This window comes from Intrasporangium sp. DVR, from assembly GCF_040365325.1.
Classification (GTDB): domain Bacteria; phylum Actinomycetota; class Actinomycetes; order Actinomycetales; family Dermatophilaceae; genus Intrasporangium.
In genome coordinates, this window is sequence record NZ_BAABZW010000016.1 from 214,729 (window position 1) to 235,926 (window position 21,198).

A 21,198-nucleotide genomic window follows, 5' to 3' on the forward strand; every position below is an offset into this window, starting at 1 on the left:
ACGTGGGCGGCCGAGGTGGGTCCCCTCCGGCCCTTCCGGACGGCCCGGACGACCACACTCCGGCCACAGGAGAGGGTCCGGACGCAACCTCTCTAGACTTGGAGATCCTGCCAACCCCGGAGAGAAGCCGTGACCCAGCCCAGACAGCACCGTGCCGACGCCACAGAGATCCTCGCTGCCATCATGCGCGAGCGCATCATGGTGCTCGATGGCGCGATGGGCACCGCGATCCAGCGCGACCGCCCGGATGAGGCGGGCTACCGCGGGGAGCGGTTCGCCGACTGGCCCTCCGACCTGCAGGGCAACAACGACCTGCTCACCCTGACCCAGCCCGAGATGATCGCCCAGATCCACCGCGACTACCTCGAGGCCGGCGCGGACATCATCGAGACGAACACGTTCAACGCCAACGCCGTCTCCCTCGGCGACTACGGCATGAGCGAGCTGGCCTACGAGCTGAACCACGAAGCCGCTCGCCTCGCCCGCCGCGAGGCGGACGCCATGACGACCCGCACCCCCGACCGTGCCCGCTGGGTCGCCGGGGCCATCGGGCCGACGACGCGCACGGCCTCGATCTCACCGGACGTCAACGACCCCGGAGCCCGCAACGTGACGTTCGACGCCTTGGTCGCCGCCTACTCGGAGGCGGCGCGAGGGCTCGTGGACGGCGGGGCCGACCTGCTCCTCATCGAGACGATCTTCGACACGCTCAACGCCAAGGCGGCCATCTTCGCCGTCGAGAACCTCTTCGAGGAGTACGGCCGCCGCTGGCCGGTCATGGTGTCCGGAACCATCACCGATGCGTCCGGCCGCACCCTGTCGGGCCAGGTCACCGAGGCCTTCTGGAACTCCGTCCGGCACGTCCGCCCCCTTGCGGTGGGGCTCAACTGCGCGCTCGGGGCCAAGGAGCTGCGTCCCTACATCAGCGAGATGGCACGAGTCGCCGACTGCTTCGTGTCGTGCTACCCGAACGCCGGTCTGCCCAACGCCTTCGGCGAGTACGACGAGGCTCCCGACGAGACGGCCGAGGTGATCGGTGAGTTCGCCTCGGCCGGATTCGTCAACCTCGTCGGGGGCTGCTGCGGCACGACCCCCGAGCACATCGCCGCGATCGCCAAGGCGGTCGACGGGAAGCCGCAGCGCGAGGTGACCCCGGCGGACTCCGCCATGCATCTGTCCGGGCTGGAGCCCTTCGCGATCCGGGAGGACAGCCTCTTCGTCAACGTCGGGGAGCGGACCAACATCACCGGCTCGGCGCGGTTCCGCACGCTGATCAAGGACGGCGACTACGACACCGCTCTGTCCGTGGCGGTCCAGCAGGTCGAGAGCGGCGCCCAGGTCATCGACGTCAACATGGACGAGGGGATGATCGACGGCGTCAAGGCGATGGACCGCTTCCTCAAGCTGATCGCCAGCGAGCCCGACATCAGCCGGGTGCCCCTGATGATCGACTCGTCCAAGTGGGAGGTCATCGAGGCCGGCCTCAAGTGCGTCCAGGGAAAGCCGATCGTCAACTCCATCTCGCTCAAGGAGGGCGAGGAGGCCTTCATCGAGCATGCGCGCCTCGTGCGCAAGTACGGCGCCGCCGCGGTCGTCATGGCCTTCGACGAGGAGGGCCAGGCCGACTCCCTCGAGCGGCGCACCCAGATCTGTGCTCGCGCCTACCGGATCCTCACCGAGCGGGTCGGCTTCCCGGCCGAGGACATCATCTTCGACCCCAACGTCTTCGCCGTCGCCACCGGCATCGAGGAGCACGCCTCCTACGGGCGCGACTTCATCGAGGCAACCCGCTGGATCAAGAAGAACCTGCCCGGAGCGAAGGTCTCGGGTGGCATCTCCAACGTCTCCTTCGCGTTCCGCGGCAACAATCCGGTTCGCGAGGCCATCCACGCCGTCTTCCTCTACCACGCCATCGCCGCAGGTCTCGACATGGGCATCGTCAACGCGGGCGCGCTGGCCGTCTACGACGAGATCGACGAGGAGCTGCGGGAGCGGATCGAGGACGTCATCCTCAACCGGCGGCCGGATGCGGCGGAGCGGCTGCTGGAGATCGCAGAACGCTACAACCGCGCTCCGGGTGAGGAGTCGGTCGCCGAGGACGAGTGGCGGTCGCTGCCCGTCCGGGAGCGGATCACCCACTCGCTCGTCAAGGGCCTCGACGCGCACATCGAGGACGACACCGAGCTGCTCCGGGCCGAGATCGCCGCGGCCGGGGGACAGCCGATCGAGGTGATCGAGGGTCCCCTGATGGACGGGATGAACGTCGTCGGCGACCTCTTCGGTGCCGGCAAGATGTTCCTCCCGCAGGTCGTCAAGAGCGCTCGGGTCATGAAGAAGGCCGTCGCCTACCTGATCCCCTACATCGAGGAGGAGAAGGCCAAGGACCCTGCGCTCGCGAAGCAGAAGGACACCAACGGCACGATCGTGATGGCGACTGTCAAGGGCGACGTCCACGACATCGGCAAGAACATCGTCGGGGTGGTCCTGCAGTGCAACAACTACGAGGTCATCGACCTCGGCGTCATGGTTCCCGCACAGAAGATCCTCGACGCGGCTCGGGAGCACGACGCCGACCTCATCGGACTGTCCGGGCTGATCACCCCGTCCCTGGACGAGATGGTGGGCTTCGCCGGCGAGATGCAGCGCCAGGGCTTCGACATCCCGCTGCTGATCGGCGGGGCCACGACCTCGCGGGCCCACACAGCCGTCAAGGTCGACCCGAAGTACGACGGACCGGTCGTCTGGGTCAAGGACGCCTCACGGTCCGTGCCGACGGCCGCTGCGCTGCTCAGCGCCGATCAGCGACCCCAGCTGATGCTCGACGTCAAGGCCGACTACGACGCCCTCCGCACCCGGCACGCGACGAAGCACGAGCGGCCGCTCCTCACCCTCGAGCAGGCTCGATCGCGGGCGACGCCGATCTCCTGGGAGGGCTACCACCCGCCGCGCCCCCATCTGCTCCTGCAGCAGGAGAAGGACGTCTCGCCGGTCGTCTGGCACCAGGGCAGCACCCAGCACGTCCGGGTGTACAAGCACTACCCGGTCGAGGAGCTGCGGCGCTACATCGACTGGCAGCCGTTCTTCAACGCGTGGGAGCTCAAGGGATCCTTCCCCGACATCCTCAACAACCCCGCGAGCGGGCAGGCTGCTCGCAAGCTCTACGACGACGCCCAGGTCATGATCGAGCGCGTCATCGAGGAGAACTGGTTGACGGCCAACGCCGTCGTGGGCCTGTTCCCGGCGAACTCGGTCGGCGACGACATCGAGGTCTACCTGGACGAGCAGCGCGAGAGTCCGATCGCCGTGCTCCACCACCTGCGCCAGCAGGGTGAGCATCGCGGGGGGATCCCCAACCGGAGCCTGGCCGACTTCGTCGCGCCCAGGTCCGCGGGCCTGCGCGACTACATCGGCGGCTTCGCGGTGACAGCCGGGTTGGGCAGCCAGGAGCGCGTGGCCGAGTTCCGCACGGACCTGGATGACTACAACGCCATCCTGCTCGAGGCCGTGGCGGACCGGCTGGCAGAGGCCTTCGCCGAGCGGATGCACGAGAAGGTCCGCAAGGAGCTCTGGGGTTACGCACCGGACGAGCACCTCGACAACGCCGCCCTCATCAAGGAGCAGTACCAAGGCATCCGGCCGGCGCCCGGATATCCCGCGTGTCCCGAGCACACGGAGAAGGAGACGCTGTGGCGGCTGCTCGACGTCGAGGCCCACACCGGGATCCAGCTCACCGAGGGCATGTCCATGTGGCCCGGTGCCTCGGTCTCCGGGTGGTACTTCTCGCACCCGGAGTCGCAGTACTTCGTCGTGGGTCGGCTCGGGCGAGACCAGGTCACCGACTACGCGTCGCGCAAGGGCTGGACGCTGACCGAGGCCGAACGCTGGCTGTCCCCGTACCTTGCCTACGACCCCGAGGACTGAGGCGTGGCCACGGATCCGCAGCTCGACGGGGTCACCTCCGGGCGGGATGTCCGCCCCCCGTCAGCCGGGCTGCCTGCCGCCGTCCTCTGGGACATGGACGGCACGCTCGTCGACACCGAGCCCTACTGGATCGCGGCCGAGCACGAGCTGGTGGCTGCGCACGGTGGTGATTGGAACGAGGAGCTGGCCCACCGCCTCGTGGGGAACGCTCTGGATGTCTCCGCCCAGGTGATCATCGAGCTCACCGGGATACCGCTCTCGGTGCCCGAGGTGGTCAACGCGCTGCTGGACCGGGTCATCGAGCAGGTGCGCGCGCAGGTCCCGTGGCGCCCCGGTGCTCGTGAGCTGCTCCACGAGCTCATCGGGCTGGGTGTTCCGAACGTCCTCGTCACGATGTCGTGGCGCAACCTCGCCGAGACGGTTGTCGACCTCCTGCCGCCTGCATCGTTCACCGCCCTGGTGACGGGCGACGAGGTGACACACGGCAAACCACACCCTGAGCCCTACCTCCGGGCAGCGCAGCTGGTCGGCGCCGACCCATCGGAGTGTGTCGCACTCGAGGACTCCCCGACGGGCGTCCGATCGGCGACCGCTGCGGGGGTGCCCACCATCGCGATCCCGCACATCGTCCCCGTGCCACCGGTAGCGGGATCGGTGCGGGTGACCACGCTCGATGGGCTGCGAGCCGCCGAGCTGCGGGCGACCGCGCTGGGCACCACCGCCTCGTCAGCGGCCCGTTAGCGGCCGGTCACCGCGCGGATGCGGTTCGTTCGCTCAGCCTCCGGAGGTTGAGCAGCTGGCGTCGCATCATGACCAGGTCGCCCCAGGCGAGAATGATCAGACGCATGCGTTCGAGGACGGTGCGAGGCCGGCGGAGGAAGAGGTCGCAGCGCAGGATGCACGCGGGCGGTCCGGTCTGCTCCGGCGCTTCGGGGGGAAGGGGCACCGCGCGATAGACGACGGTGAGCGGCCCGAATGCGCGTCGGGCTCCCGCATCAGTGAGCTCGAGGGTGAGCCCCCGGTCCGCCTCGAAGGCCGTCAGCGTGAAGATCTTCATGAACGTCTGCCCCAGCTCGACCGGCTCGGTCCGCGTCATCGCGTCGGGGCTGCTCCGGCCGAGGTTGTCGACGAGGTCGTAGCTGTAGGGCGCGGCGCGCAGCTGCGCCAACCAGCCGAACACGACTGCCGCCGGTGCGGCGACACGAACGGCACGCACGAGGTGCACGTCTCGCGACGGGCTGGGCGAAGGGGGGAGTGTGTCGCCGACGTGGCCCCACACCCAGGGCACCGAATCCGTGCTGGTGTGTCTCATGGTGGGAGCGTCTCCCTCCCCAGAGGGCCGGCGCATCGCCCGGAGGTCCCGTTCCCATCCTCCTCAAGGGTGAGGTGCTCGACCGGCGTCCGTATGCCGCTGGGCTCACCGCCGCGGTCAGGTCCCCGGCCGCACGAGCCCGATCTCGTACGCGAGCACGACCGCCTGCACCCGATCGCGCAGCTGCAGCTTGCCGAGCAGGTGGCCGACGTGGGTCTTGACCGTCGACTCCGACAGGAAGAGCCGCTTGGCGATCTCGGCGTTCGACGCACCGGTGGCCAGCTCGAGGAGGACGTCCCGCTCGCGAGCGGTGAGCCCGTCGAGGACCCGCTGCGCCTCTCCGCGGTCCGGTGCCGGTGACGCGACGAGGTGCTCGATGAGGCGACGTGTCGTCGACGGAGAGACCACGGCGTGTCCCGCGTGGACGACCCGGATGGCATCGACGATGTCCTCGCCGCGCGCGTCCTTGAGCAGGAAGCCGCTCGCGCCGGCGCGGATGGCAGCGAAGGCGTACTCGTCGAGGTCGAAGGTCGTGACGACGATGACCTTTGGTCCATCGGGCAGCGCCAGGACCTGCCGGGTCGCCTCGATCCCGTCGAGGTGCGGCATCCGCACGTCCATGAGGACGACGTCGACGCGTCGCTCTCGGCACAGGCTCACGATCTGTCTCCCGTCCACGGCCTCGCCGACGAGCTCGAGGTCCGGCTGGCTGCGGATCACCATGCCGAGGGCGGACCGCATGAGCTCCTGGTCGTCGGCGACGGCGACGCGAATCGTCGATGAGGACGTCACGAATGGGTTCCTTCGGTTGGGCGAATGGAGGAGGGCCCGGACAAAGGCTCGGACGACGGATCGGAGTCGCCCGCGGCCGGGAGGCGTCGAGCCTCGGGCGCTCTCGGGACCCAGGCCTCGATGAGGAACCCGCCGCCGCCGTCGCGGGCGGGCCCGGCGTGGACGAGGTCCCCGCCGACGAGGGCGAGGCGCTCCCGCATCCCGAGCAGCCCACGGCCGGGCACCGGTGGCGCGACTGGAGCCGGCGCGCCGTCGCGCACCCGGATCCGCAGACCTTTCGGCTGCCAGTCCAAGTTCACGGTCGCACCGACCCCCGTCGGTGCGTGCTTCACCACGTTGGTCAGCGACTCCTGGACGACCCGGAACGCCGCGAGGTCGGCGGTGGCGGGCAAGGGGACCGGCCCACCACCCTCGACGAGGTGGACCGTCGTCCCGGCCCGTCGTACCTCGTCGAGCACCCGACCGAGATCTGCGAGCCCGGGCTGCGGTGCGGTGCCTGCCTCCGGGCCGGTGTCGTCGTCCCGGAGCACTCCGAGCAGGGACCGCATCTCGGTCAGCGCCTGTCGTCCCTGCTCGGCGATCGTGGCGAGCACCTCTCTGGCTCGACCCGGCTCGCTCTCGACGAGCATGCGACCACCCTCCGCCTGCCCCACGACGACCGCGAGCGAGTGCGCGACGACGTCGTGCATCTCTCGGGCGATGCGACGTCGCTCGGCCGCGGCGGAGCGCTCGGTCTCGCGCTCGAGGTCGGCCCGAGCCTGCTCGATCGCGGCCAGCCGGTCCCGCTCCGCACGGACGGCTCGCTCCTCCAGCGCGGACACCCACGCGATTCGGGTGGCGCGGTAGCGGCCGAGGGACCATGCCGCCACGACTCCGGCGGTGACGGCGGCAGCGATGAACAGTCGCCACGCGATGAGGCCCGAGACCGGGATGGTGACGTACTCGTCGGCGTTCCAGAGCCGGGCGACCGTGATGACGGCGCCGAGCAGCCCGAGGCCCAGCGCGAGGTGGGGGAGGGGAGGGTCGGCGCGTGAGCTGATCGTGTAAAGGGCGACGAAGAAGACGAGGGAGCTCGGCAGCAGGAGCGCCGAGTAGGGTCCGCCCACCTCGAGGCCGGCCCGCCCGGAGAGGTCGGGGGCGAGGGCGAGCGGCAGCATCGCGACAGACGTTGCCGCGAACGTCGCGACGGGCCATCGGGACCGGACGAGGGCCGCCGCGTGCAGCACCACGAGGGCGCCGAGCACGGTGCCACGCCAGACGCCACCCAGATCGGAGTCGGAGACCGCCCCGAGGCTCGCGGTGAGCAGGAACGCAGCGAGGACCACCGCGATGGCGAGGTCGGCGATGGTGGCCGACCCCCACTGCGGGCCACGGTCACGCCTGCTCGCACCGGTCACGGTCCCGATCGTAGGTGAGGCGTCCCCGGGGTGCCCCGGGTCCACTCGGGGAGGGTCAGCGGTGCTGGGCCGACCAGGCCGACGCCCTCGCTGCGTCGGCGATGGCGTCGGCGATGGCGAGGTGACCCTCGGTGATGAGCCCCGTGGTGACCCTGATGTGTGGCTCGCCGTCACGTCGATCGACGAGGAATGGCCTCCCTGGGGCGACGGCGATGCCCTCGCTGGCCAGCCGGAGCACGGCGGCCGGCTCGTCCCGCACCGGGACCCAGATGTTGAGCCCGTCGGTCCCCGAGACGGGGATGCCGTGCTCGGCGAGACGGCCGGTGACCAGGCCGCGGCGGCGCGCGTACTCGGCCCTGGCCGAGCGCACCCCGGCCTGCGTCTCCGCATCCGTCAGCAGTGCTGTCAGGACCCTCTGGAGCAGCCGACTGGTCCACCCCTGCCCGAGGGCTCGGACGTGCCGGATCGGCGCCAGCACCGACGCGGGACCGGTCATGGCGGCGAGCCGGAGGTCTGGCCCGTAGGACTTGCTGAAGCTGCGGATGTGGATCACCCGGTCCGGGAGCCAGCGACCCAGGCTCAGCGCGGGGGAGGATGCGATGTCGCCGGCAGAGTCGTCCTCGATGACGAGACTCGACGTGGGAGCCAGGAGGGAGGCGAGCCGTCGGGCACGCGTCGGGGTCAGCGAGACGCCGGTCGGATTCTGGCCTCGCGGCTGGACGATGACGGCGACCGGTCTGCGGGCGAGCAGGGCGGCCAGGGCGTCCGGATCCGGGCCGCTGTGGTCGAGCTCCACGGGCAGGACGAGGACCCCGCGGTCCTCGAGCAGATCGAGCAGCACCGGGAAGCCGGGGCTCTCCACCACCACGGGGTCTCCGGGGCGGAGAAGAGCGCGGGTGATGAGGTCGAGGGCGTCCATGGCGCCGTCGACGACGAGCAGGTCCTCGGCGGGGGTGGGCCAGTCGGCGAGCAGGACGTCCCGCAGCTCGGGCAGGACCGGGTCGTCGAGGTAGCTGCCCGGCGCAGCGTGTCCCTCGGCGCGCCCCACCAGGTCGACGAGGCGGCCCAGGTCTGGCAGGAGCGCGGGGTCGGGAACCCCTGTCGACAGGTCGAGGCGGCTGCCCGGATCGTGCTTGAGGGCGCTCGAGTAGCGGTCGCCGCCGTAGCCGGCGAGGGCGACGGTGGTGCCGCGTCGACCATCCGACCGAATGACACCGGAACGGGCCAGCAGCTGCCATGCGGAGCTGACCGTCGTGGGGGACAGCATGAGCTGCTGGGCCACCCGCCGGATGGGTGGCAGGCGTTCCCCGGGCGCGAGAGCCCCATCTCGGATGGCGCGTGACACCGCCTGAGCCAAGGCCCTGCTCGTCGGTGCGTCCAGGCGTTCCTCGAGAGCGGAGAGGGTGTCGCGCATGTTTGTAACATATCAATAGATGCTTTGTGCGGCCACGACCTGGAACCTAGCCTGCTGCCATGAACGACACCTCCGTCCTCTCCCCAGGCACGCTCGACCACTGGATCTCGGGCGGCCCGGTCCCGGGCACGTCGGGACGCACCTCCCGCGTCTTCGACCCCGCCACCGGACGCCCCACCGCCCTGGTGCCGCTCGCCTCCCGTGCAGAGGTGGACGCCGCGGTCAAGACGGCCGTTGCCGCAGCGGGGGAGTGGCGACACAGCTCCCTGTCCCGCCGGGCCGCGGTGCTCTTCGCCTTTCGCGAGCTGCTCCACTCCCGGGCCGACGAGCTGGCGGCGATCATCACCTCCGAGCACGGCAAGGTGCTGGCCGACGCGGCAGGGGAGATCGCGCGCGGTCTCGAGAACGTCGAGTTCGCCACGGGCATCCCGCAGCTGCTCAAGGGCGGCTTCAGCGAACAGGCCGCGTCTGGCGTCGACGTCTACAGCATCCGCCAGCCGCTCGGTGTGGTCGCCGGGATCACCCCGTTCAACTTCCCGGCCATGGTCCCGCTGTGGATGTGCGCGAACGCCATCGCCTGCGGCAACGCGTTCGTGCTCAAACCGAGTGAGAAGGACCCGTCCGCCGCCCTCTTCCTGGCCCAGCTGTGGAAGGAGGCAGGGCTCCCGGACGGGGTCTTCACCGTTCTCCACGGTGACCGGGAGGCGGTCGACGCGCTCCTCGACCACGATGAGGTCGCCGCCGTCAGCTTCGTCGGCTCCACACCCGTCGCCAGGTACATCTACGAGCGGGGCACCGCAGCGGGCAAGCGAGTCCAGGCGTTGGGTGGCGCGAAGAACCACGCTCTGGTGCTCCCGGACGCAGATCTCGACCTCGCCGCCGACGCCATCGTGTCCGCGGCCTACGGTGCAGCCGGGGAGCGCTGCATGGCCCTGTCGGTCGCCGTCGCCGTGGGAGGCGTGGCCGACCGCCTCGTCGAGGCGATCGGAGCCCGTCTGCCGTCCCTCACGGTCGGTCCCGGGAACGAGCCCGGCACCGACATGGGCCCGCTCATCACCCGGGAGCACCGGGACCGGGTGGCTCGTTACATCGGGGAGGGCGCCGCGGCGGGGGCGAAGGTCGTCGTGGACGGGCGCCGGCAGGATCTCCCGTCCGACGGGTTCTTCCTCGGCATGACGCTCCTCGACGAGGTGACGCCCGAGATGACGGTCTACACGGACGAGATCTTCGGTCCCGTTCTCTCGGTCGTCCGCGTCTCGTCGTTCGACGAGGGACTGGCCCTCATCAACGCCAACCGCTACGCCAACGGCACCGCCATCTTCACCCGCGACGGTGGTGCGGCCCGGCGCTTCCAGACCGAGGTGCAGGTCGGGATGGTCGGGGTCAACGTGCCGATCCCGGTACCCGTGGCCTACTACTCCTTCGGCGGCTGGAAGGACTCCCTCTTCGGCGACACGCACATGTACGGTCCCGAGGGAGTGAACTTCTACACCCGTGGCAAGGTCGTCACCCAGCGATGGCCCGGTCCGGCGGCGTCGACCGTCGACCTCGGCTTTCCGCGGACCCGTTGAGCTCCAGGAGGACTCGTGACTGACACCACCACGTCGGCGGCCTCGTTCACCGAGCGGATGGACGCTCTCGGCGAGGACACCGTCCGGCAGCTCGACCGGGACCACGTCTTCCACTCGTGGTCCGCGCAGGGACTCATCGACCCCCTCCCCATCGCACGGGCGCAGGGCTCGTACTTCTGGGACTACACCGGTCGCCGCTACCTCGACTTCAGCTCGCAGCTGGTCAACGTCAACATCGGCTACCAGCACCCGAAGGTCGTCGCCGCGATCCAGGAGCAGGCTGCCCGTCTCGCCACGATCCAGCCGGCCTTCGCCAACGACGCCCGCAGCGAGGCCGCTCGCCTCATCGCGGAGGTCGCACCGGACGGCCTGGACCGAGTGTTCTTCACCAACGGAGGTGCGGAGGCGAACGAGAACGCCATGCGGATGGCTCGCCTGCACACCGGTCGTCACAAGGTGCTGGCGACCTACCGCAGCTACCACGGAGCGACCGCTGGGTCGATCACCTTGACGGGGGACCCGCGCCGCTGGGCCTCCGAGCCCGGACAGCCGGGGATCGTCCACTTCTGGGGGCCCTACACCTACCGGTCGGCGTTCCACGCCGAGAACGCCGAGCAGGAGCGCGACCGAGCCCTCGCCCACCTCCGCGACACCCTCATGGTCGAGGGTCCCCACACGGTGGCGGCGGTCATCCTCGAGCCCGTCGTCGGGACGAACGGCATCCTCGTCCCGCCGGACGGCTACCTCGAGGGCGTGCGAGCGATCTGTGACGAGCACGGCATCATGCTCATCGCCGACGAGGTGATGGCCGGTTTCGGCCGGTGCGGCGAGTGGTTCGCCGTCGACCACTGGGGCGTGGTGCCCGACCTCATCACCTTCGCCAAGGGGGTGAACTCCGGCTACGTGCCGCTCGGCGGGGTCATCATCTCGGACGCCATCGCTGACACCTTCCGGGAGCGGGCCTACCCGGGCGGCCTGACCTACTCCGGCCACCCCTTGGCGTGCGCATCGGCGGTGGCCTCGATCACCGCCTTCCACGAGGAGGGCATCGTCGACAACGCCCGCCGGCTCGGCACGGACGTCATCGGTCCGCGGCTCCGCGAGATCGCGGCAAGGCATCCGAGTGTCGGCGACGTCCGTGGGCTGGGCGTCTTCTGGGCCGTCGAGCTCGTCCGTGACCGTGAGACCCGCGAGCCGCTGGTCCCCTTCAACGCCTCTGGCGACGCCGCCACGCCGATGGCCGCGTTCGCTGCCGCCTGCAAGGAGCGGGGACTGTGGCCGTTCACCCACTTCAACCGGACCCACGTCGTGCCACCGTGCACGACGACGCCGGAGGAGGCCGAGGAGGGCCTGGCGATCCTCGACGAGGCCCTCGACGTGGCCGACACCTTCACCACGTGACCTGATGCCGTATGCCGCTGGGCCCGCTTCCCGGGTCCAGCGGCCTCGCGCGCCCTGCCGCCGTCACCGGCGCCAACACACCCGCCTACCGCGTGCTGGGCCCTGCTGGAGGGGGTGCACGCACGCGGTAAGCGGGTGTGTTGCGAGCGGCTGGGAGGGGTGGGCTGGAAGCAAGCCCAGCGGCATACGGCTCAGTCGTCGATCGTGACCAGGCCGCTGGCCCTTGGGTCGACCGCGCGCGTTGCGGCGTCCTCCGGCAGCTGCGGGGGAGTGCCACCCCAGGCGGGACAGAGCGGTCGGTGCTCGCACCAGTCGCAGAGGCGGCTCGGGCTCGGCCGCCAGTCGCCGAGCTCGGCGGCTCGCTCGATGGCCGCCCAGAGCGCCTTGATCTTGCGCTCCACCCCGAGGAGGTCCTGCTCGTCCGGCTGGTAGCGGACGATCTCACCGTTGCCGAGGTAGACGAGCTGCAGCAGATGGGGGATCTCACCGCGCAGCCGCCACAGGACGAGGGCGTAGAACTTCATCTGGAACAGCGCCTTGCCCTCGAACCGCTCGGAGGGGGACCTGCCGGTCTTGTAGTCCACGACCCGCATCGCCCCGTCCGGGGCGACGTCGAGGCGGTCGACGTAACCGCGCAGGACGAGCCCGTCGACCTCCGTCTCGACGTACAGCTCGCGCTCCGCCGGCTCGAGGCGGGTCGGGTCCTCGAGACCGAACCAGGTCTCCAGGAGGGCGCCGGCCCCGGAGAACCACTCCTCGGTCCGGCCGTCGTGCTCCGCGAGCAGGGCGAGCATGTCGGGCTCCTCGGTCGCGATGCGTTGCCACTCCTGCGGCACGAGGGCGATCGCCGCGTCAAGGGTGCGGTGCGCTGTCGGCAGGTCGAAGAGCCGCTCGAGGACCGCGTGCACGAGGGTCCCGCGGGCCGTCGCGGCGGTCGGCGGTGACGGCAGCTTGTCGATGACTCGGAAGCGGTAGAGCATCGGGCACGTCATGAAGTCGGAAGCGCGACTCGGTGACAGGGCGGGAACCATGACCCGACTGTAGGCCGGGGCTCCGACACCGTGGTGTGGCCCACGCCGCGCCGAGCCCCGCATAGGCTTCCCGTCATGACCTCACCTGCGCCGGACGACTCCCGACGCCACGGCTGGCGCATCGGCAGCATCGCGGGCACGCCCGTGTACATCGCCCGGTCCTGGCCGGTCATCGCGGTGCTCATCGTCGCGGTCTTCGGCCCTGCCCTCGGCCAAGCGGACCGCGGTGCCTCGTACGGCTACCTCGTCGCAGCCGGTTACGCGCTCCTGCTCCTCGTCTCCGTCCTCGTCCACGAGGCGGCCCACGCCCTGGCAGCGCGGGCACGCGGGCACTCCGTGGGGCGGATCGTCGCCGACGTGTGGGGCGGCCACACGGTCTACGACGCCACCCGCTCCTCTCCCGGGACGACTGCGATCGTGGCCGTCGTGGGGCCGCTGTCCAACCTGGCGCTCGCATTCGTCGCGTGGATCGCCGAGGCCGGGGTGACCAACGAGACCGCCTCGACCCTGCTGCTCATCGTCGCCCGCGCGAACTTCCTCGTCGGGCTGTTCAACCTCCTGCCCGGGCTGCCGTTGGACGGCGGCCAGATCATCAGCGCGCTCGTCTGGCGCGTCACCGGACGCAGGGGCGCAGGCCTCGTCGCCGCAGGATGGCTCGGTCGCGTCATGGCGGTTGCCACAGTCCTGTGGTTCGTCGGGCGACCCTTTCTCGAGGGGGCGGGGATCGCGTTGTTCGAGGCCGTCTGGCCGGTCGCGATCGCCTTCTTCCTGTGGCAGGGTGCGAGCCAGGCCATCCGAGCCGGTGCGATCACCGACGCGACGTCCGGGCCGGTCGAGGACGTCCTCGAGCCGGTGCTGCTGGTCCCGGCGACCGACTCCGTGGCCGACGTGCAGCGGCGGGCAGCTGCGGGTGGTGGCTCGACCTGGCTGGCTGCGGTGGACGGGTCGGGCTGGCCGTTCGCGTTGTTCGACCCGACGGCGGCAGGGCAGGTGCCCGACGCGGCGGCCGCCACGACACCTCTCGGCGCCGTGGTCACCGCCCAGCCGGCCGACTGGGTCGTGGCGCTGGGCCCGGATGCGGTGCTCACCGACCTGGTTCGAGCCATGGGCGAGCGCAACCTTCCCGTCGCCCTCGTGGTCGACGACGCGACCCGGGGTGTCCGGGGGCTCGTCACGGCGGACCGGGTCAACACGGTCGTCGGTGCCGCGCTGGCGCGTCGCCGACGGGGCTGACGCGGCTGACGCGGCTGACGCGGCCACCGGCTGACGCCTGCCCACCACGGCAGATGGCGTCGTCCACACCCCCTCGGGCGCGCCGGTCACTGTCCACAGCCGCAGTCGGACGGGACGTGTCGGTCGTCGCCGTGTCGCACGCTTCTGCGGTGCCCGAGAACGCCGGGCCGGAAGGGAGCACAGCGATGCCGAGAAGCAGCACAGCCAGCACGTCGTCCGGGGCGGACGCCCGGTCCGGCCGTTCGGGTCCCGGGCGGAACGAGGTGAGGCTCTGCGGCCGGTTGAGCGCGGCCGCGGAGGAACGCGTGCTCCCCAGCGGTGACACCCTCGTCACGCTCCGGGTCGTCGTCCCCAGGCTCGACAGCACACGACGCGCCGGTCCTGGAGAGGGAGAGCGACCTCAGGGCCGGGTCGACACCATCGACGTCGTGTGCTGGGGCGCTCGCACCAGGCGGACCGCTCTGCGACTGGACCCGGGCGTCACCATCGAGGTCGAGGGGTCGCTGCGACGACGGTTCTTCGCGACGCCGAAGGGACGCCAGAGCCGCTACGAGGTCGAGGCCAAGGCCCTGCGCCGGGTGCACGGCAGCGGCGCCGCGGACACCTAGACTTGCCTGCCATGACCGAAGCCGAGGTGGCCACGAGCCCAGCTGCGCCCACGACCGCACACCATCGGCGAGGGGTCTTCGAGGTGGGCGAGCGGGTCCAGCTGACCGATCCCAAGGGCCGGTTGCACACCATCACCCTGGAGCCGGACCGGGAGTTCCACACGCACCGCGGCTTCCTGCGCCACGACGACCTCATCGGCGCCCCGGACGGGTCCGTGGTCACCAACACGGCAGGCGTCGAGTACCTCGCGCTCCGGCCGCTGCTCAGCGACTACGTCATGTCCATGCCGAGGGGCGCAGCCGTCGTCTACCCCAAGGACGCCGGTCAGATCGTGACGATGGCCGACATCTTCCCCGGCGCGACGGTCGTGGAGGCGGGGGTGGGCTCGGGAGCCCTGTCGATGTCCCTGCTTAGGGCGGTCGGGGAGCACGGCAGGGTGTTGTCGTTCGAGCGGCGGGCGGACTTCGCCGAGATCGCCCGGGGCAACGGGCGCGCCTTCTTCGGCGGCGACCACCCCGCCTGGACGGTCACCGTCGGCGACCTCGTGGAGGCGCTGCCCCGGACGGTCGCGCCCGCCTCGGTCGACCGGGTCGTCCTCGACATGCTCGCTCCGTGGGAATGCCTGGACGTCGTCGCGGACGCCCTGCTCCCCGGCGGGGTGCTGATCTGCTATGTCGCGACGACGACCCAGCTGAGCCGGGTCGCCGAAGGCATCCGGGCCCATGGCGGCTACACGGAGCCCAGCGCCTGGGAGTCCCTCGTCCGCGGCTGGCACCTCGAGGGCCTCGCGGTGCGTCCCCAGCATCGGATGCACGGGCACACGGGTTTCCTGATCACGACCCGTCGTCTCGCGCCAGGGGTGGTCCCACCGGAGCGCAAGCGCCGCCCGGCCAAGGGTGCCCACCCGCCGGTCGAGGGTATGGGAGAGACAGTCGACCCCGACGCGGGGGCCGGCGTCCCGGCCCAGGCCGAGCACCCCACCACGGTGTCCGGCTCCGTCGCGTCAACCGACATCCCCGATGCCGCTTGGACCCCGGAGGCCTTGGGCGAGCGGGTCAAGAGCGACAAGACGATCCGCCGTCTTCGCCGATCCGTGGCCGAAACGTCCGAGGATCTGTGACCCGTCCGGGTTAGGGTCGAAGGGTCACGACCCCTCCGGGGACTCGGTGGAGGGACCGCCGTGACGGATGAGGAGGCCCGAGATGACCGACGACAGCACGAACGAGGAGGCCCGGGCCCGCGGGCTCGGAGACCCCGGATCGGCTGCGGAGACGAGCCCGCGTCCCGAGCCGATCACCAGCATGAGTGGGGCTGGGGGCGCCCCCTGGACAGCAGGCGGTCCCGGGCGCGCGGACCGTGAGCTCGAGGCGCTGAGGAGCGAGGTGCGTGCCCTGCGTGACGCGGCGCGGACGTCGCCGCACCAGGCCCGTGAGCTCGAGGCGCGCCTCAGCCAGCTGCAGTCGTCGCTCCAGTCGCTCTCGACCCAGAACGAACGGCTCGTGCGCACCCTGAAGGAGGCGCGGGAGCAGATCGTCACCCTGAAGAAGGAGGTCGACCGCCTCGCCCAGCCGCCGAGCACCTTCGGCCTCGTCCTGGACCGGCCGGAGGAGGGTGCCGTCGACATCCTCACGGGTGGTCGCAAGATGCGCGTTGCCGTGAGCCCGTCCGTCGCCTCGGAGGAGCTGACGCTCGGGCGCGAGGTCATGCTCAACGAGGCGCTCAACGTCGTCTCGGCCCACGGCTACGAGCGCGTCGGCGAGGTCGTCACCGTCAAGGAGAAGCTCGGCGACGACCGCGTCGTCGTCGTCACGCACGGCGACGAGGAGCGGGTCTGCCGGATCGCCACACCCCTGCTCGGCGAGCGCATCCGCGTCGGCGACTCCCTCACCCTCGACGCGAGGTCCAACTTCGTCCACGAGCTGATCCCGAAGCTCGAGGTCGAGGAGCTCGTGCTCGAGGAGGTGCCCGACGTGGCGTACGAGGACATCGGTGGCCTCGCCGGGCAGATCGAGCAGATCCGCGACGCCGTCGAGCTGCCGTTCCTGCACCCGGAGCTGTTCAAGGAGCACGCCCTCAAACCGCCCAAGGGGGTCCTTCTCTACGGTCCTCCCGGGTGCGGCAAGACGCTCATCGCCAAGGCGGTCGCCGCGTCGCTGGCCCGCCAGGTCGCCGAGCGGTCCGGCAAGGAGACCGAGAAGGGCTACTTCCTCAACATCAAGGGGCCCGAGCTGCTCAACAAGTACGTCGGGGAGACGGAGCGGCACATCCGGCTCATCTTCCAGCGAGCCCGCGAGAAGGCCTCGGACGGCACGCCCGTCGTCGTCTTCTTCGACGAGATGGACTCGCTGTTCCGCACCCGCGGCTCCGGCGTCTCGAGCGACGTCGAGACGACGATCGTGCCGCAGCTGCTCGCCGAGATCGACGGGGTCGAACGGCTCGAGAACGTCATCGTCATCGGCGCCTCGAACCGCGAGGACATGATCGACCCGGCCATCCTCCGGCCCGGGCGCCTCGACGCCAAGATCAAGATCGAGCGGCCGGATGCCGAGAGCGCGCGCGACATCTTCAGCAAGTACCTCGTCACGTCGCTGCCGCTCCACGAGCACGACCTGACGATCCACGGCGGGGACCGCGACGCCACCGTCGAGGCGATGATCACCGCCGCCGTCGAGCGGATGTACTCCGAGATGGAGGAGAACCGCTTCCTCGAGGTCACCTACCAGGGCGGCGACAAGGAGATCCTCTACTTCAAGGACTTCAACTCGGGCGCGATGATCCAGAACATCGTCGACCGGGCGAAGAAGCTCGCGATCAAGGACTTCCTGATGACCGGGCAGAAGGGGATCCGGGTCGAGCACATCCTCGCCAGCTGCGTCGACGAGTTCAAGGAGAACGAGGACCTGCCCAACACGACGAACCCGGACGACTGGGCCAGGATCAGCGGCAAGAAGGGCGAGCGGATCGTCTACATCCGGACCCTCATGAAGGGCAAGGAGGGCACGGAGCCGGGCCGGTCCATCGCGACCGCCAACACCGGGCAGTACCTCTAGTCCGTCGTCAAACGCCGTGGCACCCAAGGACGTCGAGGACGGAGGCGAGCTCAGCGGCATACGGCTCAGTTGAGGGTCGTATGCCGCTGGGCTCGCTCTCAGCGTCCGGCGCGGCGGGTGCCCGCCCGGCTCGCGAGCGCGCGCCAGCCGATGACGAGCACCGCCAGGACGGCCGCGGCGACCCCGAGGAACGCCCAGGCGAAGCTGCCGAGCACGACCACGCGCAGCACCATCCCGATGAGGAGGGTCGAGAACCAGACGGTGATCCCCGGCCCGACCTCGAGCGGCCACGAGCCTCGGCGCCTGCGCACGACCAGCCAGCCGATGACCGTGCCCACGAGGAACGGGCTCGCCGTCGCGAGCACTCCGCCGACGGTGAGGGCCTCGTCGTGGGAAGCTCGCCCGATCGTCGCGAAGACCACCACGAGCAGGACGTCGATGCCGAACGCCACTGCGGGAGCGCGCCAGAGCGGTGCCCGGACGGTCATCCGGGCGTCACGCCAGTGACTCGAAGGGGAGACGGGCCTGCGGGGGAGCATACGTGGGGTCGACCCCCTCGAAGAGGGACGACACGGACCGACCGTGGTGGATCCGGTCGATGGCCTCGGCGAGCAGGGCCGCCACGGAGCGGACCCGCAGCTCGGGCCAGCCTGCGGGGGGCGGGACGGTGTCGGTGGTGACGACCTCGGTGACGAAGGGGTGACCCCGCAGTCGCTCCACGGCCTTGCCGGCGAAGAGACCGTGGGTGCACACGACGGTGGCCTCGGTGGCCCCCTCGTCGCGGAGGCGGTCCATCAGCTCGAGCATGGAGCCGCCCGTCGCGATCTCGTCGTCGAGGATGATCGCCCGGCGGCCCGCGACGTCGCCGACGATGGAGTCGATGACGACCTCGTCGTCGGAGATGCGCCGCTTGGAGCCGGCTGCGACCGACAACCCGAGCAGCCGGGCGAACTGGCTCGCCACCTTGGCGTTGCCGAGGTCCGGGCTGACGACGACGCAGTCCGACAGGTCCGAGCCGCGGAAGTGGTCGGCGAGCACGCCGATGGCCGTCAGGTGGTCGACCGGCATGGAGAAGAACCCGTGCACCTGCGGCGCGTGCAGGGCCATGGTGAGCACGCGGTGCGCGCCGGCCGTCGAGATCATGTCGGCGACGAGGCGCCCGCCGAGGGAGATCCGGGACGCGTCCTTCTTGTCGGAACGGGCGTAGGCGTAGTGCGGCATCACAGCGGTGATCTGGGCCGCGGACGCCCCGCGCGCCGCGTCGATCATGAGCAGCAGCTCCATGAGGTGCTCCTGCGTGGGCGGCACGAGGGGCTGGACGATGTAGACGTCGCGGAGCCGGCAGTTCTCCAGCAGCTGCGCCTGGAGGCAGTCGTTGCTGAAGCGCTTGATGTCGACGGGGGACCGGGTCACGCCGAGATGAGCGCAGATCCGGTCGGCGAGGGCTGGATGGGCGGAGCCGCTGAAGACGACCACATCTTTCACTGGTGATCCCCTCTCGAGGTTCGCGTGTGTGTCGACGATAGTCGACCTGCCGGTCCGGCGCCCGGATGCTGTGGTTATCGTCTCGACCATGACGGTGCGGCGGATCATGGGGCTCGAGACCGAGTTCGGCATCTCGGTGCCCGGCGACCCCATGGCCAACCCGATGTTCCTCTCCGGGCAGGTGGTCAGCGTCTATGCCGCCGCCCACGGGATCCGCTCCAACCAGTCGAGCTGGGACTATGCCTTCGAGGACCCACTGCAGGACGCACGGGGCTGGCACGTCGACCGCGACACGGCCGACCCGAGCCAGCTGACGGACATCGAGGACCCCACGCTCGCGAACGTCGTGCTGCCCAACGGCGCGCGCTACTACGTCGACCACGCCCACCCCGAGTACAGCTCCCCTGAGGTGACGGTTCCCCGCGACGCGATCCGCTGGGACCGGGCCGGGGACGCGATCGCCCTCGAGTCCGTGCGGCTGCTCGCGGGCCGACCGGGGCAGGCGCCGGTGAACCTCTACAAGAACAACACCGACGGCAAGGGCCAGTCCTACGGCACCCACGAGAACTACCTCATGCCCCGACGGACCCCGTTCCCCGACATCGTCCGGCACCTCATCCCCTTCTTCGTCACGCGACAGGTGATCTGCGGGGCCGGGCGTGTCGGCCTGGGCGTGGACTCCCGGGGGGCGGGGTTCCAGATCTCGCAGCGCGCGGACTTCTTCGAGACGGAGGTGGGGCTCGAGACGACGCTGAAGCGGCCGATCATCAACACGCGGGACGAGCCGCACGCGGTCGCGGACCGCTACCGCCGCCTGCACGTCATCATCGGCGACGCGAGCCTGCTCGACGTGACGACACTGCTCAAGATGGGCACGACCTCCCTCGTGCTCGGCATGATCGAGGACGGGCACCTCCGGTCCGACTGGTCGATCCGGCGACCGGTGGCCGCCCTCCAGGCGATCTCGCACGACCCGACCCTCAAGACCACGGTGGAGCTCCACGACGGGCGCTCGATGACCGCGCTCGACGTGCAGTGGCTCTACCTGGAGGCGGCGCGGGCCTGGCTGGACGGGCGCGCCGACGACCCGGTGCCGGAGGCGACCGAGGAGGTGATGCAGCACTGGGAGGACGTCCTCACCCGGCTCGCCGGCGACGTCATGTCGGCGACGGGGCTCATCGACTGGGTGACGAAGCTGCAGCTGCTCACCGGCTACCGGCAGCGCGACGGACTGGAGTGGGACGACCACCGGCTGGCCGCGATCGACATCCAGTGGGCCGACGTGCGCCCCGAGAAGGGCCTGCTCCACCGGCTCCGCGACCGCGGGCGCACCGTCGACCTCGTGACGGCCGACGAGGTCCGGACCGCCCAGGCGACCCCTCCGGAGGACACCCGCGCCTGGTTCCGTGGCAACTGCGTCAGCCGCTTCACCCCGCAGGTGTTCTCGGCCAGCTGGGACTCGGTCGTCTTCGACGTCCCGGGGCGGCCCAACCTCCAGCGGGTGCCCATCCTCGAGCCGGAGCGTGGCACGAGGGCCCAGGTCGGGCAGCTGATCGACGAGAGCCCGGACGTCGAGTCGCTGCTCCGCGCCCTCGCCACACCCGACTAGCCACCCCGAGCGACCGATCCCGGTGGTCCACCGATGGGCGGGACCGGGCGATCGGCATGGGACGCCGACGCAGGTGCGGCGGGAACGGGTTAGGGTCGGTGTGTCGGTGATTCGCGTTTTGGGAGGTAGCCATGCCGGGCCAGGAACACGCCAGACCGCAGCGCAGGGACGAGGAGCCCCCCGAGGTTCCCGAGCCCCCGCCCGCGGCTCCGCCGGGCGCCGCCGTCAAGGAGGGTCTCTCCGACGACATCGACAGCGTCCTCGATGAGATCGACGGCGTTCTCGAGTCGAATGCCGAGGAGTTCGTGCGAGGGTTCGTGCAGAAGGGCGGCCAGTGAGCGGCCGACCGACCTCACGCGCCCCGCGCCTTGAC

The 21,198-nt window shown here is 70.6% G+C and carries 17 protein-coding genes; 10 read left to right on the top strand and 7 right to left on the bottom strand.

All coding sequences use genetic code 11. The features are described from left to right. Window positions 1-183 precede the first annotated feature (183 nt). Entirely contained in the window at window positions 184-3,921 is a 3,738-nt protein-coding gene (gene metH, locus ABWV20_RS13070; RefSeq protein ID WP_353355854.1) for a methionine synthase, read from the top strand. 3 nt (window positions 3,922-3,924) lie between these two features. Then, window positions 3,925-4,662, top strand: coding sequence for an HAD family hydrolase (locus ABWV20_RS13075; RefSeq protein WP_502901786.1), 738 nt, complete (start codon window positions 3,925-3,927; stop codon window positions 4,660-4,662). 7 nt (window positions 4,663-4,669) lie between these two features. Here ABWV20_RS13075 and ABWV20_RS13080 read toward each other — a convergent pair whose 3' ends face one another. The 4 genes from ABWV20_RS13080 to ABWV20_RS13095 form a co-directional block, all read right to left on the bottom strand. After that, window positions 4,670-5,137: an SRPBCC family protein gene (locus ABWV20_RS13080; protein WP_353355694.1), complete on the bottom strand. Its 468-nt coding sequence runs from the start codon at window positions 5,135-5,137 to the stop codon at window positions 4,670-4,672. Window positions 5,138-5,350: 213 nt separating this feature from the next. Continuing rightward, entirely contained in the window at window positions 5,351-6,025 is a 675-nt protein-coding gene (locus ABWV20_RS13085) for a response regulator (protein WP_353355696.1), read from the bottom strand. After that, entirely contained in the window at window positions 6,022-7,422 is a 1,401-nt protein-coding gene (locus ABWV20_RS13090) for a sensor histidine kinase (protein ID WP_353355698.1), read from the bottom strand. Before ABWV20_RS13090 ends, ABWV20_RS13085 begins: the two co-directional genes overlap by 4 nt. Window positions 7,423-7,477: 55 nt before the next feature. Further along, entirely contained in the window at window positions 7,478-8,836 is a 1,359-nt protein-coding gene (locus ABWV20_RS13095; protein WP_353355700.1) for an aminotransferase-like domain-containing protein, read from the bottom strand. A 59-nt stretch (window positions 8,837-8,895) separates the two neighbouring features. Between ABWV20_RS13095 and ABWV20_RS13100 the strand changes: the two genes are divergently transcribed. Next, window positions 8,896-10,407: a CoA-acylating methylmalonate-semialdehyde dehydrogenase gene (locus ABWV20_RS13100; RefSeq protein ID WP_353355702.1), complete on the top strand. Its 1,512-nt coding sequence runs from the start codon at window positions 8,896-8,898 to the stop codon at window positions 10,405-10,407. Window positions 10,408-10,464: 57 nt separating this feature from the next. Continuing rightward, window positions 10,465-11,808 (top strand): aspartate aminotransferase family protein, encoded by a 1,344-nt coding sequence (locus ABWV20_RS13105; RefSeq protein ID WP_353355858.1) that lies wholly within the window; start codon window positions 10,465-10,467, stop codon window positions 11,806-11,808. Between the two features lie 191 nt (window positions 11,809-11,999). On the opposite strand, the gene ABWV20_RS13110 is transcribed toward ABWV20_RS13105, so the two are convergent. Further along, the gene (locus tag ABWV20_RS13110) at window positions 12,000-12,839 is read right to left on the bottom strand and encodes a RecB family exonuclease (protein ID WP_353355704.1); all 840 of its coding nucleotides are present in this window, start codon (window positions 12,837-12,839) and stop codon (window positions 12,000-12,002) included. A gap of 75 nt (window positions 12,840-12,914) precedes the next feature. Between ABWV20_RS13110 and ABWV20_RS13115 the strand changes: the two genes are divergently transcribed. From ABWV20_RS13115 to arc, 4 genes are all read left to right on the top strand, one after another. Next, complete coding sequence (locus tag ABWV20_RS13115) at window positions 12,915-14,072, top strand: site-2 protease family protein (protein ID WP_353355706.1); 1,158 nt, start codon at window positions 12,915-12,917, stop codon at window positions 14,070-14,072. 263 nt (window positions 14,073-14,335) lie between these two features. Continuing rightward, complete coding sequence (locus ABWV20_RS13120) at window positions 14,336-14,680, top strand: single-stranded DNA-binding protein (RefSeq protein WP_353355860.1); 345 nt, start codon at window positions 14,336-14,338, stop codon at window positions 14,678-14,680. Window positions 14,681-14,691: 11 nt separating this feature from the next. Next, window positions 14,692-15,801 (top strand): tRNA (adenine-N1)-methyltransferase, encoded by a 1,110-nt coding sequence (locus ABWV20_RS13125; RefSeq protein ID WP_353355708.1) that lies wholly within the window; start codon window positions 14,692-14,694, stop codon window positions 15,799-15,801. A gap of 181 nt (window positions 15,802-15,982) precedes the next feature. Beyond that, window positions 15,983-17,731 (top strand): proteasome ATPase, encoded by a 1,749-nt coding sequence (gene arc / locus ABWV20_RS13130; RefSeq protein ID WP_502901789.1) that lies wholly within the window; start codon window positions 15,983-15,985, stop codon window positions 17,729-17,731. A gap of 98 nt (window positions 17,732-17,829) precedes the next feature. On the opposite strand, the gene ABWV20_RS13135 is transcribed toward arc, so the two are convergent. Beyond that, window positions 17,830-18,219 (bottom strand): DUF3054 domain-containing protein, encoded by a 390-nt coding sequence (locus ABWV20_RS13135; RefSeq protein ID WP_353355712.1) that lies wholly within the window; start codon window positions 18,217-18,219, stop codon window positions 17,830-17,832. 7 nt (window positions 18,220-18,226) lie between these two features. Beyond that, entirely contained in the window at window positions 18,227-19,216 is a 990-nt protein-coding gene (locus tag ABWV20_RS13140; protein ID WP_353355714.1) for a ribose-phosphate diphosphokinase, read from the bottom strand. Between the two features lie 88 nt (window positions 19,217-19,304). Here ABWV20_RS13140 and dop point away from each other — a divergent pair, with 88 nt between their 5' ends. Together dop and ABWV20_RS13150 are read left to right on the top strand one after the other, a co-directional pair. Then, window positions 19,305-20,825, top strand: coding sequence for a depupylase/deamidase Dop (dop, locus tag ABWV20_RS13145; protein ID WP_353355716.1), 1,521 nt, complete (start codon window positions 19,305-19,307; stop codon window positions 20,823-20,825). A gap of 131 nt (window positions 20,826-20,956) precedes the next feature. Continuing rightward, window positions 20,957-21,163: a ubiquitin-like protein Pup gene (locus ABWV20_RS13150; protein WP_353355718.1), complete on the top strand. Its 207-nt coding sequence runs from the start codon at window positions 20,957-20,959 to the stop codon at window positions 21,161-21,163. The last annotated feature ends 35 nt before the right edge of the window (window positions 21,164-21,198 follow it).

Bases quoted from the DNA above. Each gene is read 5' to 3' on its own strand.
- metH (WP_353355854.1), top strand. From the start codon at position 184: ATGCGCGAGCGCATCATGGTGCTCGATGGCGCGATGGGCACCGCGATC.
- ABWV20_RS13095 (WP_353355700.1), bottom strand. From the start codon at position 8,836: ATGCGCGACACCCTCTCCGCTCTCGAGGAACGCCTGGACGCACCGACG.
- ABWV20_RS13100 (WP_353355702.1), top strand. From the start codon at position 8,896: ATGAACGACACCTCCGTCCTCTCCCCAGGCACGCTCGACCACTGGATC.
- ABWV20_RS13105 (WP_353355858.1), top strand. From the start codon at position 10,465: ATGGACGCTCTCGGCGAGGACACCGTCCGGCAGCTCGACCGGGACCAC.
- ABWV20_RS13110 (WP_353355704.1), bottom strand. From the start codon at position 12,839: ATGGTTCCCGCCCTGTCACCGAGTCGCGCTTCCGACTTCATGACGTGC.
- ABWV20_RS13115 (WP_353355706.1), top strand. From the start codon at position 12,915: ATGACCTCACCTGCGCCGGACGACTCCCGACGCCACGGCTGGCGCATC.
- ABWV20_RS13125 (WP_353355708.1), top strand. From the start codon at position 14,692: ATGACCGAAGCCGAGGTGGCCACGAGCCCAGCTGCGCCCACGACCGCA.
- arc (WP_502901789.1), top strand. From the start codon at position 15,983: ATGAGTGGGGCTGGGGGCGCCCCCTGGACAGCAGGCGGTCCCGGGCGC.
- ABWV20_RS13135 (WP_353355712.1), bottom strand. From the start codon at position 18,219: ATGACCGTCCGGGCACCGCTCTGGCGCGCTCCCGCAGTGGCGTTCGGC.
- dop (WP_353355716.1), top strand. From the start codon at position 19,305: ATGACGGTGCGGCGGATCATGGGGCTCGAGACCGAGTTCGGCATCTCG.
- ABWV20_RS13150 (WP_353355718.1), top strand. From the start codon at position 20,957: ATGCCGGGCCAGGAACACGCCAGACCGCAGCGCAGGGACGAGGAGCCC.